Origin of the sequence: Paenarthrobacter sp. (genome assembly GCF_031180005.1) — a bacterium.
GTDB lineage: Bacteria > Actinomycetota > Actinomycetes > Actinomycetales > Micrococcaceae > Arthrobacter.
On sequence record NZ_JAPSHI010000015.1, the window covers coordinates 74,157 to 89,444 of the forward strand.

Sequence of the window (15,288 nt, forward strand, 5' to 3'; positions counted from 1 at the left end):
CGGCAAGGAGAAAGCCATGACAACTTCCGGTGTCGTTCCGCAGGCGCGGTTCAGTGCACAGGCCCGCCTGCGCGCCTTGCAGTCGGACATTATGGAATTGATCCTTGAGCGTGAGCTTGAGGCAGGCGACCCGTTGCCGACGGAGAGTGAGCTCTCCGTCGCCCTCGGCGTGGGGCGCAATACGCTCCGCGAGTCCCTCAAAGTGCTCCAAGCCTTGGGTGTCATTGAGATCCGGCATGGCTTCGGCATGTTCGTGGCGCCGAGCAATTTTGACGCCCTGGCGGACGGGCTGACGTTCCGCGGCCGGCTTTCGCTTCGCCATCAGGGACTTGAAGCTTTGCAGTTGGTAGATGTACGCCAGGCTCTCGAATCCGGATTGATTGGCTCCTCCATGGATGTCATGACCAAGGAACAGCTCGCGTCCATCGAGGAAGCCGTGAAGCAGATGGAAGATCTGGCTGCAGCAGGCGAAAACTTCGTCGCCGCAGATGCCGAGTTCCACCGCCGGCTTTTCGAACCCCTCAACAATGAACTCCTGATCAACCTCATGGGTGTCTTTTGGAAGGTCTACCGGAAGATCCACGTGGAGATCGGCCCGGGCAACGAGGACCTGGCAAAAACCGCTGCGATGCACCGCGGTATCTACGCGGCAGTTGCTGCCGGCGACAAGGTTTCGGCTTCTGAACTGCTCAACCGGCACTTCGACGGCATCCGTCGCCGCATCAGCGAGGCCGTAGGGGAGTAGGCCCCCGCGCCGAACGCAAGGGCCGCCGTCGTACTTCTTTGAGAAAGTACGACGGCGGCCCTTCCCGTTCCTGCGTGCGGGTCACCTTTCGCCGGGGCTTGCCCAACTGGGTCGCAGTTGACGTCGTTCTGAGCTCGTGAAACGACCTGAACTGTTACTTACTTGGGTTCAACCGGGCAACACAAAAGACCCGCACCGGCGAACCGGTGCGGGTCTTGATCTGTGCGCCCAAAGGGATTCGAACCCCTGACCTTCTGTTCCGTAGACAGACGCTCTATCCAGCTGAGCTATGGGCGCATTCGCGTGATTTCCGGCGGTCTGTTTCTCTGACCCCCTCGAACCTCAATAAACTTTACAGAAGTTCATGTGAACTTCCAAATCGAAAAGCTGTAATCTAGGCAACTAGACCGGTCTACGTGACCTTCGTCACTTAAATTCCGCTTCTTCGATCAGTAAACCCTGATTTCTAGGGGATTTAGCTTCATGCGCCCATGGTTGTCCGATGTCTGACAGCGGATTGGTCTGGTCCGCGGCCCCTATCGTTTAGGACACACCACTGAACCCGAGGAAGGGAACCGCAATGGGCGATCTGGCGCGACTGCCGCTGCTTGAGAAGGCACCTACTACGCATGCACGCCTGCTGGCCTGGGTTGAGGAAGTTGCCGAGCTGACTCAGCCGGACCGCATCCACTGGGTCGATGGCAGCGAAGCAGAAAACAAGAAGCTCACCGACGAACTCGTCGAGGCCGGCACGCTGAAGCGGCTGAACCCGGAAACGTTCCCGAATTCCTTCGCGGCGTTCTCTGACCCCGCTGACGTTGCCCGTGTAGAAGAGCAGACGTTCATCTGCTCCGAGAACGAGCGCGACGCTGGCTTCACCAACAACTGGATGGCCCCGGCCGAGATGAAGCAGAAGCTGCGCGGGCTCTTCGCCGGCTCCATGCGCGGCCGAACCATGTACGTCATTCCGTTCGTCATGGGCCACCTCGATGCCGAGGACCCCAAGTTTGGCGTTGAGATCACTGACTCCGCCTATGTTGTTGCCTCCATGCGCATCATGGCGCGCATTGGTACGGACGTCCTGGACCGCATCACGCAGACCGACGCTTTCTTTGTTCCCGCCCTCCACTCGCTGGGGGCACCGCTGGAAGCCGGCCAGGCCGACGTCGCATGGCCATGCAACACCGACAAGTGGATTGTGCACTTCCCCGAAGAGCGCTCCATATGGTCGTTCGGCTCCGGTTACGGTGGCAACGCCCTCCTGGGCAAGAAATGCTACGCGCTGCGCATCGCTTCGGTGATGGCCCGCGACGAAGGCTGGCTTGCCGAGCACATGCTCATCCTCAAGCTGACGTCCCCGGAACAGAAGACCTACTACGTCTCTGCTGCCTTCCCGTCGGCCTGCGGCAAGACCAACCTTGCCCTTCTGGACCCCACCATCAAGGGCTGGAAGGTGGAGACCCTTGGCGACGACATCACCTGGATGCGCTTCGGCAAGGAAGGCGAGCTCCGCGCCGTCAACCCCGAGGCCGGCTTGTTCGGTGTCGCTCCTGGCACCGGCTGGGGCACCAACCCGAACGCCATGCGCGCCATCGCCAAGGGCAACAGCATCTTCACCAACGTTGCGCTCACCGATGACGGCGGTGTCTGGTGGGAAGGCATGACGGAGGAAACCCCGGCACACCTCACTGACTGGCGCGGCGAGTCCTGGACTCCGGACTCGGACGCTCCTGCTGCGCACCCGAACTCGCGTTTCTGCACGCCGATCGACCAGATCGACATGCTGGCCGAAGAGTACTTCAGCCCGGAAGGCGTTGAGCTGTCCGCGATTCTGTTCGGTGGCCGCCGCAAGACCACCATCCCGCTGGTCACCGAGGCCCGCGACTGGTCAAACGGCATCTTCATGGGTTCCACGCTGTCCTCCGAAACCACGGCTGCTGCCGCCGGTGCTGTTGGCGTGGTCCGCCGCGACCCGATGGCCATGCTGCCGTTCATCGGCTACGACGCAGGTGACTACCTGAACCACTGGGTGAACCTGTCCGCCAAGGCCAACCCGGAGCGTCTGCCCAAGATCTTCCTGGTGAACTGGTTCCGTCGCACGGCTGAAGGCGGCTTCGCCTGGCCTGGTTTCGGAGACAACGCCCGTGTGCTCAAGTGGGCCATCGAACGCCTCGAAGGCAAGGCTGACGCAGTGGAAACACCGATCGGTTTCGTGCCGACCGGTGAATCCATCGACCTCGAGGGCCTGGACATGACCCCGGCCGAGGTTGAGTCGGCTGTTCGTGTCGACCCCGAGGAATGGGCAACCGAGCTGGCGTCCATCGAGGAATGGTTCGCCAACTTCGGCGAGTCGCTCCCGGCGGCACTTCAGTCCGAGCTGGACGGTCTCAAGACCCGTCTGGGCTAGACCTCTTAGGAACAACGGCGTTCTTAAGTGAACGACGACGGCCCGTCACCTTTTGAATGAAAGGTGGCGGGCCGCCGTCGTGCTTGGGGTTGTTGTCGCCGTTGTGGGTGCCTGCCCTAGTTGGCGAGCCACACGTCCGGGCCGAACACTTCGTAGTGGATCCGGGTAGCTGGAATCCCTGCGTCGATGGCTTCGTCGCGGATCTTCTTCATGAAAGGGAGGGGGCCGCAAAGGTAAAGCGAAGCATCGGCGGGCATGTCCAGTTCACCCAGCGACATGAAGCCGTGGTTGGTTCCAGGATGGGGAGATTCAAGCCACAGCTTCAGGTCTGCGTCGATTCGCGCTGCATCGGCGGTCATCTGGCCGCTGAGCGCCCAGTTCTCCATGGCCTTCTCAGCATGAAGGACCAAGACCTGCCGATCCGTGCCCGTCTCCGCGAGCGACCGCAGAATGGAAGCCGTTGGGGTGCAGCCAATCCCCGCAGAGGCCAAGATGACTGGGCCGTCACCGTTCCTGAGGGTAATTTCCCCGTACGGGTTCGAAATTTCGAGGATATCGCCGGGTTCGACGCCGGTGTGAAGGGCGGTGGACACCTCGCCGCCGTCGTTCAGCTTGGTAGTGAAGGTCCGGCTCCTGCCTGTGTCGCCGGATAGCGAATATTGGCGCACCTGGCGCAAGCCATCCGGAAGTTGGACCCTTACGCTGACGTACTGACCGGGTTCTGCTGGCGTAACCGGGGTGTCGTCCGCTGGTTCCAAGGTGAACGTCACCGCATCAGTGCCCGCCGATTTCTTGCTGGTCACACGCCACGGCATCCACATTTTATGGTTCGCCTGAGATGCATAGAGGTCCTTCTCAAGTTTGATCAGGGCGTCTGCCATGAGCCAGTACACCTCTGTCCATGCTTCCGCGATCTCCGGAGTGATGACATCGGTCAAATCGGCGGCGATGGCTGCAAAGAGGTGCTCGTAGACCACGCCGTACTGTTCCTCGGTGATTCCGAGGGAGGCGTGCTTGTGCGCAATGCGGGAAAGTACTTTTTCGGGGAGGGTGCCCGGATTGTTGATGAGGTGGGTCGCGAAGGTGGCGATACTTCCGGCAAGTGCCCGCTGCTGATCTCCGGAACGCTGGTTGGAACGGCTGAAGAGTCCATCGAGCAACTCGGGGTGCGCCCCAAAGAGCCGATTGTAGAAGTCGACGGTTATCGCGCCGATCCGTGAACCAACCAGCGGCAGCGTGGCTTCAATGATGGGGCGGGACTTCTCCGAGAGCATGATTCTCCTGGCTGTAGGGGGCGGGTTGTCCGACCGAATATATAAGCATCTCAAATGCTTATATCTATATCCCAATTTCTACATGGTGTAGAAGAGTTGTGCAAGCCAGAAGAATCACGGCATTGCGGAGGTGCTGTTGTTGCCTTCTTTGCTACGACTGCGTCGCGGGTGTCCTGAACTCCGGCCGCAACCCTATGGACTGGAACACCGGGTTCATCTGGCGCGCGTGAGGGAGGGAAGCGATAACCACGCTATCGAGCTCGGTGTAGAACGCTTCCCTGGCCCGATTCATCGCGTGGCGCAGCCCGCACTCATTGATGAGCGGGCAATTTTTGGTAGGGGATTGGCACTCCGCCGGATCCTGCCGGCTGTCCAGATGCCGCAGGATTTCGCCGACTGTGGCTCTCCGGCCGGTTTCATTGAGCCGGGAACCGCCCAGCCGTCCCCGTTCAACGTCGATGTAACCCAGTGCACGCAAGCGGACCATCGCCTTGCTGACATGGTTGTACGGTGTCCCTACGGCATCCGCCACCGCTTGGGTAGTCAGCAGCATGCCTTCCGGAGCCGCGGCCAACACCATGATGGCGCGGAGGCTGACATCTGCGAAGGCGTTGATTTTCATGGGATCAGCTCACGGATAAGGTCTAGTCCACCCAGATGGATGGTTCGTGGGTATCGGGCTCCATGGCACTGAACGCGAAACCGTCCACTGTTGGAGTGTAGGGAATGATTGCTGCACGGACTTCGCCATCCCTGTGCTCGGCTGCACCGTGGATGCCGTCAGTACCATGATCCGGCAGGCTGACGTCACTCACAACAGCCACAGCCTTGAAATCATCACGGCCTTGACGCAGCAGTTCATGGATGTCGGTCAACATCTGCCCCGCATCCACGTCGCCGTTTTCGTCCGGCTCGCCCGGGGCAATCATCACTATCCGCAGTTCATCATCGTTCGAGAGCGTGATGCCAAACGGGAAAAATCCGCCGTTCTGCTGGATGTGCTCCTGAGCGGTTCCGAGTGCAGTGCCCAAGGTCTCGCGGAGTTCGCGGTCCTGAACTGTTTCACCCTCACCCTGCGCGCTGGTGGGCTCGCTCATGCTTGGTCCTAGGCCCGAACCAGGGCAAGGACGCGGTCACGGATCTTCTCCATGGTCGCCTGGTCCTTGGCCTCGGCGTTCAGGCGCAGGAAGGGCTCGGTGTTGGACGGGCGAAGGTTGAACCACCAGCTGCCGTCCTTGGCCGTGAACGTGCTGCCGTCCATGTGGTCGATGTCCATGTCTTCGGTTTCGAAGTCAACGCGAACCCGTTCGACGGCGCCGGCCTTGTCTTCGATCTCGGAGTTGATCTCGCCAGAGGAAACGTAAGGTTCGTATTGGCGTCCGAGTTCGGAGAGGGGGCCGTCTTGCTCACCTAAAGCAGCGAGGACGTGCATGGCGGCAAGCATGCCGGTGTCAGCGTTCCAGAAATCCCGGAAATAGAAGTGTGCTGAGTGCTCACCGCCGAACACGGCACCTTCCTCGGCCATGACGGCTTTGATAAAGGAGTGTCCCACCCGGGTTCGTACAGCACGTCCGCCATCCTTGGCTACGAGTTCGGGCACGGCCTTGGAGGTGAGGAGGTTGTGGATTATCACCGGGGTCTCTTCACCTGCGGCCTGGGCGCGGGCGATCTCACGACGGGCCACCATGCCGGTGATCGCAGACGGGGAAACGGGCTCGCCCTTTTCATCAATGACGAAGCAGCGGTCTGCGTCGCCGTCGAACGCGAGGCCGATGTCGGCACCGTGCTTGACGACGGCGGCCTGGAGGTCGCGCAGGTTTTCCGGCTCCAAGGGGTTGGCCGGGTGGTTGGGGAACGAGCCGTCGAGTTCGAAGTAGAGGGGAACGATTTCGAAGGGCAGCGCCGGGAGGAGTTTGTCGCCGAGCACGGCGGGTGTGGTGAGGCCGGCCATGCCGTTACCTGCATCCACCACGATCTTCAGTGGACGGGAGCCGGACAGGTCAACGAGCTTCCGCAGGTACTCGGAGTAGTCCTTCAGAACGTCATGGACGCCGATCTCGCCCCGGGTGGCTGCCGCGGGGATGATGCCGGTGTTCAGGTACTGCTCCGCGAGGGCCTGGATTTCCTTGAGGCCGCTCTCAGACGAGATGGGCTGGGCGCCGGCCTTGGCCATCTTGATCCCGTTATAGGCAGCCGGGTTGTGACTTGCGGTAAACGTTGCGCCTGCAGCGTTCAGGGCTCCACATGCGTAGTAGAGCTCGTCGGTTGAGATGAGGTCCAGCAACTGGACGTTCGCGCCACGCGTGGCTGCCCCGTTGGCAAAGGCTTGGCTGAACTCCGGAGAGGAGGGACGCATGTCGCCGCCAACCAGTACCGTTTCACCCTCCAAGCCCAGGACGTCGATGAAGGCAGCGCCAACGGCCTCGACGATTTCAGCCGTGATGGTTTCACCCACGATGCCCCGGACGTCGTACGCCTTGAAGGAAGCCGAGAGGTCGAATGTCTTGTTCTGCTCGCTAGTCACGGGCTCAATCCTACTGTGGCAAGGCAGTTGGGGTTGAACGTGAATAGATGATCTGTGGATAGCCGTTATCCACATAGCGGGACATCCAGGTTCTGGCTGTCAGGGTCGGCTGGGATACTGGGTTGATGGCCAACAACTCCCCAAACACTGCCGTTTCCGTGCAATCGCCTACACACCAGCAGGCGCTGGCGTGCCTTCGTGAGTTGGTGGGCCACCCCGAAGCGCGGTTTCACGACGGACAGTTTGAGGCCATTGAGGCGTTGGTGGATGCGGGCCGTCGGGCGCTCGTAGTCCAGCGCACAGGTTGGGGGAAGTCGGCGGTTTACTTCGTGGCGTCGTTGTTGTTGCGTCGGCGGGGCGCAGGTCCAACGCTGATTGTGTCGCCGTTGCTTGCGCTCATGCGTGACCAAGTGGCCGCAGCGGCCCGGGCAGGTGTGCGGGCGGTCGCCATAAACTCGGCCAATGCCCTGGAATGGGACACAGTCCTGGCCCAGCTTGCCGCGGATGAGGTCGATGTCCTTTTGGTTTCCCCGGAGCGGCTCACCAACCCCTCCTTCAGGGAGAACCAGCTTCCGGAGCTCATTCGTCGCACCGGGCTCCTGGTGATTGACGAGGCACACTGCATATCGGACTGGGGACACGACTTCCGTCCTGACTACCGCCGCATAGCGGACCTCATTGCACAGTTGCCGGAGTCGGTTCCCGTTCTGGCCACCACAGCCACCGCCAATTCAAGGGTGGTTCATGACATTGAAGAACAACTTGGCGCCGGCGTGTTGACTATACGGGGTGCACTCGGGCGCGAATCGCTGCGGCTAGGTGTCCTTACCTTGCCCGATTCCAGGGACCGGCTGGGGTGGCTGCTGACACACCTCGCCAATATGCCCGGCAGTGGCATCATCTATACCCTGACCGTCTCGGCGGCGGAGGACACAGCAAGGCTTCTTGCGGAGGCCGGACACAACGTCCTGTCCTACACGGGGAGGACGGACCCGGCGGATCGAGAACGCGCTGAACAAATGTTGAAGGACAACCAGGTTAAAGCCCTCGTGGCCACCTCCGCCCTGGGAATGGGATTCGATAAGCCGGACCTGGGCTTCGTGATCCATCTTGGGGCTCCGTCGTCACCAGTTGCCTACTACCAACAGGTTGGCCGTGCAGGCCGTGGAACAGCCAACGCCGACGTCTTGCTGCTGCCGGGCTCCGAAGACCGCGAAATCTGGCAGTACTTCGCCACAGCATCCATGCCGTCGGCCGAGAAAGCTGAAGCTGTGTTGAGGGCTCTTGGGGAAGCAGGCTCCGCATTGTCCACCGTCGCGCTGGAAGCCCGGGTGGACCTCCGTCGCACGCCATTGGAACTCCTCCTCAAAGTCCTGGCTGTTGATGGAGCCGTAGAGCGTGTTGGAGGCGGATGGCGTTCCACTGGCATGCCGTGGAACTATGACGCCGAGCGATATGCACGCATCGCCGAGGCCCGTGTGGATGAGCAGGATTCCATGGTGATCTACCAGGACACGGCCGGCTGCCGCATGGAATACATCACCTCGGTCCTGGACGATGAAACGGCAGCGGCTTGTGGGCGCTGCGACAACTGCGCCGGCCGCTGGTTCCCGGTGGACGTGGCAGCGTCGGCAGCCGACGCTGCCGGCCAGACCCTCCGGCGGGCGGGCATAGCCGTGGAGCCGCGCCTTCAGTGGCCCAGTGGCATGGACCGGCTCGGTGTGGCCGTCAAGGGAAAGATCAAGCCCGACGAGAGCGTTTCCGAGGGGCGGATACTGGCTAGGCTTACCGACTTGGGCTGGGGCGGCGCTCTACGGGAGCTGTTCGCCGCCGGGGCTCCGGACCGCGCTGTGGATCCCGCCATGCTGCAGGCCTGCGTCCAAGTCCTCCGCGAGTGGTCGGGGGCTGAGGGCGGAACTCCGTGGAGCGGTGTCGGCCGACCCGCGGCGGTCATCAGCATCCCGTCGCGGAGCAAGCCGCAGCTGGTGGAGTCCTTGGCGCAGGGAATTGCCGGAATAGGACGCATGCCCTACCTCGGCCAGCTGCAGCCCCAGCACGGAGGGCCGACCGGGGCACGTGGAGGCAACAGCGCTTACAGGCTGGCCGGTGTTTGGGACAGGCTTGTTGTTGGGCCCGAACTTGCCCAGGCCCTGGCAGGCACGGGCGGGCAGCCTGTGTTACTGGTGGACGACCTCATAGACAGCCGCTGGACCATGACCGTATCTGCACGCGCCTTGCGGCAGGCCGGAGTGGGCGCAGTTCTACCGCTGGCGCTGGCCCAAGCCGGATAGGACGGCAACACGGGCCAGTGCGGGCCGGCCAACGTCAGTAGAACTACGTCATGTTGTGATCGCTCCCACCCTGCGTCTATAGGATCGAGCAAATACGCCTGCTCGCCTGTCGCAGGCCACCAGCCAGAACTTGGACCGGAGCCATGAGCACAAAACCCAACACGGACGTCGAATCGGCCAACGAGACCAGTTGGCGTCCACGGCTTGCCTTGTTGGTAGCGGCAACGTTTTTCATGGAGTTCCTCGACGGGACAATTCTCACCACTGCCATTCCCAGCATCGCCTCCGATTTCCGGGTAGCACCGGCAGACATCAACATCACCATGACCGCATATTTGGTGACGGTGGCGATGGGGATTCCCCTGAGCAGTTGGCTTGCTGAGCGATTCGGTGCCAGACGGATCTTCTGCCTGGCGATATCGGTATTCACCATTGCCTCCCTGCTGTGCGCCATCAGCACGGACCTGACCATGCTGACGCTAAGCCGCGTGGCCCAGGGCATGGGCGGCGCCATGATGGTTCCGGTTGGCACCCTGGTGGTGTTGCGGGGCACTCCCAAGTCAGAGCTTCTCCGTGCCACCGCGTATCTCGTGTGGCCGGGCTTGCTGGCTCCGGTATTGGCCCCGATGGTGGGTGGTGCTCTCACCACCTTCCTGTCGTGGCACTGGATCTTCATCATCAACGTGCCTCTCGGCCTGGCCGCTTTCATTGCCGCCCACAGGCTGGTGCCGCGAACACAATTTGATGCCAAACGACGGTTGGACTGGTTCGGGCTGCTGCTGACCACACTGGGCGTGGGTGCTTTGGTAGTTGGGCTGGAGACCTTGGGTGGACACGCGTCCAATGTGCTTGCCGTGGCGGTGGTTGCTGCCGGGTCACTGTCCCTGGCCGGTGCCGTGTGGTGGATGAGGAAAGCCCGCCTTCCCCTGTTCAATCTCAGCGTCTTTGGTACCAGGACTTTCAGGGCGACGTCCACCGGTGGTTTCATTTACCGGCTGACCATCAGCTCGGTCCCTTTCCTGCTGCCTTTGATGTTCCAGGACGGCTTTGGTTGGGATCCCCTCAAAGCCGGAGTCATGGTCGCCGCCGTGTTCGTGGGCAACATCGGAATCAAGCCGGCCACCACGCCACTCATAAGGCGATTTGGGTTCAAACCGGTGCTCGTCTTTGCATCGTTTGCGTCAGCCGTGACATTTGCGTTGTGCGCCTTTCTGGACGCCCGAACGCCGGAGCCACTGATCTTTGCGTTGCTGCTGTTCAGCGGCGCATTCCGTTCCATCGGGTTCTCCGCGTACGCCTCGGTACAGTACGCAGACATCGTCCCGGGCCAGCTGCCCTCAGCCAATGCGATCTCCGCGACGCTCGTTCAATTGGCGGCGGCGGCAGGAATAGCGGTGGGTGCCCTGTTTCTGCGCCTGTTCGAAACCACGCAGGTGTTCGGGGCGGACCAGGTGGCGGCTTACAAGGGCGCATTCATTGCCATGGCCCTCCTGATGCTGATCAGCACGGTGGACAGCCTGGCCCTTCATCGTCATGCCGGAGCCGAAGTCAGCGGCGGAGTGAAGAGGGCTTAACGCAAAAGGTCCCGGTTCGAAAACCGGGACCTATTCGCGGAGACGGGGGGATTTGAACCCCCGGTGGAGTTGTGCCCCACACTTCATTAGCAGTGAAGCCCATTCGGCCGCTCTGGCACGTCTCCCTTTGCTATTGCTAGCCCACCAAGGATACGCAGAAGGTGCCGTCTAGCGCAAAACAGGAACTTGTCAGTTGCTTCCAGCCAGGGAACGCCACAGGAAGTGGTTGCTCCGGGCCTGAAGCGCTGCCGCCTGCCTGTTGTCAGATGCGCCAGCGTGGCCCCCTTCAAGAGCTTCATGGAACCAGACGTTCGGGATCCCCATGGCCTGCATGCGCGCCGCCATTTTTCGGGCTTGGACAGGTCCCACACGGTCATCGGAGGTGGCTGTCCAAATGAAAGTCTCAGGGTATTCCACACCGTCGTGCAGCAAATGGTACGGCGAGAAAGTGCGGATGAACTCCCATTGCTCCGGGACGTCCGGGTCACCATATTCGGCGATCCAGGAGTAACCAGCGGAGAGCTTGGTGTATCGGCGCATATCCAGGAGCGGCACCCCGCATGAAACAGCCCCGAACAGTTCCGGGTACCGGGTCAGCATGTTGCCCACCAGGAGGCCGCCGTTGGAACCGCCCACACAGCCGAGTCGACGTCGGCTGGTGACGCCTCGCGAGATGAGGTCCTTCGCCACGGCGGCGAAATCCTCGTATGCACGGTGCCGGTTCTCCTGAAGTGCTGCACGGTGCCAGGAGGGACCGTATTCGCCACCGCCGCGGATGTTGGCAACAACATAGACGCCACCGCGTGAGTGTGCGGCAGCTCCGTCGTCGGAGGAAGCGCCCAGGGTGCGGCGCTCAAGCCAAGCCCGCCCGATTGTTCCGTTGTAGGCCGGAGTCCTGGAAATTTCGAACCCGCCATAGCCGGAAAGCTGGGTGGGGTTTTGGCCGTCCAACACCAGGTCCTCGGAGGCGACCTGGAAGTAGGGAACCTTGGTCCCGTCGTCAGAAACAGCGAAGTGCTGCTGGACTTCGTAGCCGGCCTCGTTGAAGAACGACGGCGATCGCTTCACCTCTGCGTGCCGGTTCGCCGCGCCATCAACCAGCGTCCCCCTGGTCAGGGTGGTGGGCGTAGTGAAGCCGGTGGCCACCAGCCAGAAGTCGTTGCCTTCAGCGCCGGGGTCTTCATCGTCCACCGCATAGGCATTGACGTCATGCAGGGGAGGGCAGGCGTCCAGGACGGTGGAGGCCCAGCCGCCTTCAGAATCGGGACGGGCTGGATCCAACACCAGGATTTCGGAGGACACATCGCGCAGGAGGTTCAGCAGGAGGTAGTCCTTGGTCCAGCTCCAGGACTGCAGCGACGTGTGGGCATCCGGCGTGAACAGGACCAGCAATGACCGGGAACCCGCCAGATAAGACTCAAAGTCCGCAGCCAGCAAGGAACCGGCAGGGTATACAACACCGGCAACATCCCAGTCCTTCTGCGGACGGAACAGCAGCCAATCCCGGTGGGCGCTGATGTTCACATCCGTCGGGACGTCGATGACCACCCAGGAGTCGTCACGCAGCAGCGACGTACTCCGGTTGTAGAAATCGATGTAATCCACGGCGAAGGTCCGCTCATAGCCCGGGGTGGAATCGTGGGCCACCATGGCCAACATGTGGTCCTCCGGGATTTCGAAGAGGCGCTTTGCCTGCGCCAGCGATTGGCCGCGGCGAAGCTTCACTCCGGTACGGGCATAGGAGGACGTAGTTGCGGGGAGCCCGTCCGCCGTGCTGGACACCAGCAAAGTGTCGGCATCCAACCAGCTGACATTGCCTTTGGCTGTCGGCACGTCAAAGCCACCCTCCACGAAGGTGCGGGACTCGACGTCGAACTCGCGGTGGCGGTCCGCGTCGCCGCCGTCGGGGGAGAGCGAAACCATGGCCAGGCGGTACTCGGAGCCGTCGGCAGGACGGAGGAAGCCGACACCATGGAATACCCACTCAACGCCTTCGGCGGCGGCAAGGGCGTCGATATCCAGCAGGACGTCCCACTCCGGCTCCTCAGTGAGATAGCTTTCCCACGTAGTTCGACGCCAGAGGCCCTTGGGGTGTTCCTGGTCTTTCCAGAAGTTGTAGTAGAAATCGCCGCGTTTGGACACCATTGCGATGCGATCGGTGGAGTCGAGGACCTCCAGGATGCCAGCCTCAACGGCCGCGTACTCGGCGTCCTCCAGCAATTCCTCCGTGCGGGCATTCTGCTCGCGGACCCACGCCAGCTGCTCTTCGCCGTGGATGTCCTCAAGCCAAACGTTTTCATCCGTGGGCTCCGGCGCGACGTCCGCTGCATACCGCGGGCCGGGGGCCGTTGCAGTCTCATTCTCGGGAAGTGGCGACTGATCAGCTTCTGTGGTGGTCATCGCCCCATCCAAGCAACACTCTTCAACAGTAAGCAAGTCACGCGGAAGTTAGGCTTGAGCGTGGCTAAATCGCAAACCAACCGTGTTGCCCTGATCGGGGCCGGCCCTCGGGGCACCAGTGTCCTTGAGCGGTTGCTCGCGAATTGGGCTGCGGACAGCCCGCCAGGAACCACCCTTCACATTGATGTTGTGGATCCTTACCCGGCCGCTTCGGGGCACGTGTGGCAGCCGGAGCAGTCACGCCTCTACCTGATGAACACGCAGTCCTTCTATCCCACCCTCATCCCCGAGGACCCCCAGCTCGCCCCGCCGCTCGCGGGTGGATCGTTCGATCAGTGGCGCGAGGCCCGTCGTCGTGATGGCGAGGGACTGAACGAAGCCGAAAAGGCGGAGTTGGCCACCCTTGAATCGCACGATTTCCCCAGCCGCGCGCTGTACGGGCGGTACCTGCGCCAAACTTTGGCAGGGCTGCTCGAAAGGCTTCCCGACGGCGTCGAAGTCACCTTTCATGAGGCGCTCGCCGTCGCCGCGCAGCCCGTGAAGGGCGAAAAGGAAGACGGGTTCGACGTCGAACTCGACAACGGCGAGACGCTCACCGTCGGTTCCGTGGTCCTCGCTCTGGGCCACATCGAGTCCCGGCTGAACCCCGAGCAGAGGTCTTTCAAGCGCGCCGCGGAGGAACAAGGCCTGAGGTATTTCCCGCCCGCGCCGCCGGCAGATGTTGATTGGCAGGCCGTGCCGGACAACGAACCCGTGCTGGTCCGCGGAATGGGTCTGAACTTCTTCGATGTCATGGGCCAGTTGACGGAGGGGCGCGGCGGTAAGTTCGTCGAGGCTGGTACGCCCGGCGCGGGTGTCCTCGAGTACCGGGCCTCGGGCCGGGAGCCCAGGATCATTGCAGCGTCCCGCAGGGGCACCCCTTACCGTGCGAAGGCCGGGCTGGCGGGCTACTACCCCAGCAGCATCACCATGCGCTACCTGACAGAAGACGCCGTGGACCGTTTCCGCGCAGCCGGTATCCAGCCGGGGTTCGACCATGATCTGTGGCCGTTGCTTCACCGTGATGCACTTTGGGCCTATTATTCGACACTTGCGCGGTCCCAACCCGCAGCGATCAAGGACCCCGCGCAGTTCCTCGCCGACCTTGAGGATGCGCTCCAACCGCATGCGCACACCACCGCGAACTGGGAAATCGAGGTGGGGAACGTCGTGGAAAAACACGTGATCGCCTCCCGCCGACTGAACCTGAGGGGGCTCGCGGCGCCGCTGGCTGGGCGGACGTTTGCTTCCCGGCGCGAACTGGATGCCGCCATCACGGCCTACCTTGATGATGATGCCCGACGATCAGCACTGGGCGAAGCGGACCCTGTCAAGATGGCGATCGGTGCCCTCCACACCGGGCGGGCGATCCTCAAATCCGTGGTAGCGGACGGGGGAATCACCGATGAATCCTGGCTGGCTGGTTTGCGCGGCTGGTTCGAATCTTTTGTTGAAGGTCTGGCAAGCGGAGCGCCTGCACTGCGATCGGAGCAGCTGGCCGCTTTGGCGCGTGCCGGCGTCGTGAGTTTCGTGGGACCGGACCCGAAGTTCAGCGTGGACCGCGGTGCCAAGGTGTTCCGGGCAGTTTCGCCGTGGGTACACGACGCTCCGGTTGAAGCAAGGACTCTTGTGGAGGCGATGTCGCCGGCCAACAGGGTGGGCATCAACTTGTCGCCTCTGCTGGAACAGCTCATGGCCGATGGGCTGGTGCGCACCAAGATCATGATGAGTGTTGAGGGCACGCCCATGCAGACCACTGGCCTGGACGTTGAACCGCATCCTTACAGACCTCTGGCGGCGAACGGCTCGATCACCAGGAACTTGTATGTCCTGGGCCTCCAACTGTCTGCGTCGCAGTGGGGGACAGCCATAGCCGCTGAGGCCCGACCGCGCACCGGACCCGCCTACGCGAGCGGCCAGCGGACCCTACGCGATGCCGATGAAATAGCGCGGAGCGTTCTTGGCCGGTGAGTCAGAAACAGCAGGGCCCCTCACGAAGGAGATCGTGAGGGGCCCTGCTGTTGCTACTGGCGG

The 15,288-nt window shown here is 62.1% G+C and carries 10 protein-coding genes and 2 tRNA genes; 5 read left to right on the top strand and 7 right to left on the bottom strand.

Translation table 11 applies throughout. The features are described 5' to 3' along the window. Positions 1–16: 16 nt before the first annotated feature. The gene (locus RIF72_RS12555) at positions 17–745 is read left to right on the top strand and encodes a FadR/GntR family transcriptional regulator (protein ID WP_091465427.1); all 729 of its coding nucleotides are present in this window, start codon (positions 17–19) and stop codon (positions 743–745) included. 223 nt (positions 746–968) lie between these two features. Here the strand turns inward: RIF72_RS12555 and RIF72_RS12560 are convergent. Next, positions 969–1,042 (bottom strand) — tRNA-Arg (locus tag RIF72_RS12560). 283 nt (positions 1,043–1,325) lie between these two features. Here RIF72_RS12560 and RIF72_RS12565 point away from each other — a divergent pair. Continuing rightward, positions 1,326–3,152: a phosphoenolpyruvate carboxykinase (GTP) gene (locus RIF72_RS12565; RefSeq protein ID WP_017198121.1), complete on the top strand. Its 1,827-nt coding sequence runs from the start codon at positions 1,326–1,328 to the stop codon at positions 3,150–3,152. A 116-nt stretch (positions 3,153–3,268) separates the two neighbouring features. Here RIF72_RS12565 and RIF72_RS12570 read toward each other — a convergent pair whose 3' ends face one another. The 4 genes from RIF72_RS12570 to RIF72_RS12585 all read right to left on the bottom strand — a co-directional run bounded on the left by RIF72_RS12570 (position 3,269) and on the right by RIF72_RS12585 (position 6,950). Continuing rightward, positions 3,269–4,426 carry a globin domain-containing protein gene (locus RIF72_RS12570; RefSeq protein WP_309075213.1) on the bottom strand — a complete coding sequence of 386 codons (1,158 nt, stop codon included), beginning with the start codon at positions 4,424–4,426 and terminating at the stop codon, positions 3,269–3,271. Positions 4,427–4,577: 151 nt separating this feature from the next. After that, positions 4,578–5,048, bottom strand: coding sequence for an Rrf2 family transcriptional regulator (locus RIF72_RS12575; RefSeq protein ID WP_309075214.1), 471 nt, complete (start codon positions 5,046–5,048; stop codon positions 4,578–4,580). A 22-nt stretch (positions 5,049–5,070) separates the two neighbouring features. Continuing rightward, positions 5,071–5,523: a hypothetical protein gene (locus RIF72_RS12580; protein WP_309075215.1), complete on the bottom strand. Its 453-nt coding sequence runs from the start codon at positions 5,521–5,523 to the stop codon at positions 5,071–5,073. A gap of 8 nt (positions 5,524–5,531) precedes the next feature. Continuing rightward, the gene (locus tag RIF72_RS12585) at positions 5,532–6,950 is read right to left on the bottom strand and encodes a phosphomannomutase/phosphoglucomutase (protein ID WP_309075216.1); all 1,419 of its coding nucleotides are present in this window, start codon (positions 6,948–6,950) and stop codon (positions 5,532–5,534) included. Positions 6,951–7,075: 125 nt separating this feature from the next. Here RIF72_RS12585 and RIF72_RS12590 point away from each other — a divergent pair, with 125 nt between their 5' ends. Together RIF72_RS12590 and RIF72_RS12595 are read left to right on the top strand one after the other, a co-directional pair. Continuing rightward, entirely contained in the window at positions 7,076–9,241 is a 2,166-nt protein-coding gene (locus tag RIF72_RS12590; RefSeq protein ID WP_309075217.1) for a RecQ family ATP-dependent DNA helicase, read from the top strand. Between the two features lie 143 nt (positions 9,242–9,384). After that, on the top strand, positions 9,385–10,815 hold the full coding sequence (locus RIF72_RS12595) for an MFS transporter (protein WP_309075218.1): 1,431 nt from the start codon (positions 9,385–9,387) through the stop codon (positions 10,813–10,815). A 37-nt stretch (positions 10,816–10,852) separates the two neighbouring features. Here RIF72_RS12595 and RIF72_RS12600 read toward each other — a convergent pair. Together RIF72_RS12600 and RIF72_RS12605 are read right to left on the bottom strand one after the other, a co-directional pair. Continuing rightward, positions 10,853–10,940: transfer RNA gene (locus RIF72_RS12600), tRNA-Ser, on the bottom strand. Between the two features lie 64 nt (positions 10,941–11,004). Continuing rightward, entirely contained in the window at positions 11,005–13,215 is a 2,211-nt protein-coding gene (locus RIF72_RS12605; RefSeq protein WP_309075219.1) for a prolyl oligopeptidase family serine peptidase, read from the bottom strand. Between the two features lie 60 nt (positions 13,216–13,275). On the opposite strand from RIF72_RS12605, the gene RIF72_RS12610 reads away from it, so the two are divergent. After that, positions 13,276–15,225 (top strand): FAD/NAD(P)-binding protein, encoded by a 1,950-nt coding sequence (locus RIF72_RS12610; RefSeq protein WP_309075220.1) that lies wholly within the window; start codon positions 13,276–13,278, stop codon positions 15,223–15,225. Positions 15,226–15,288 lie beyond the last annotated feature (63 nt).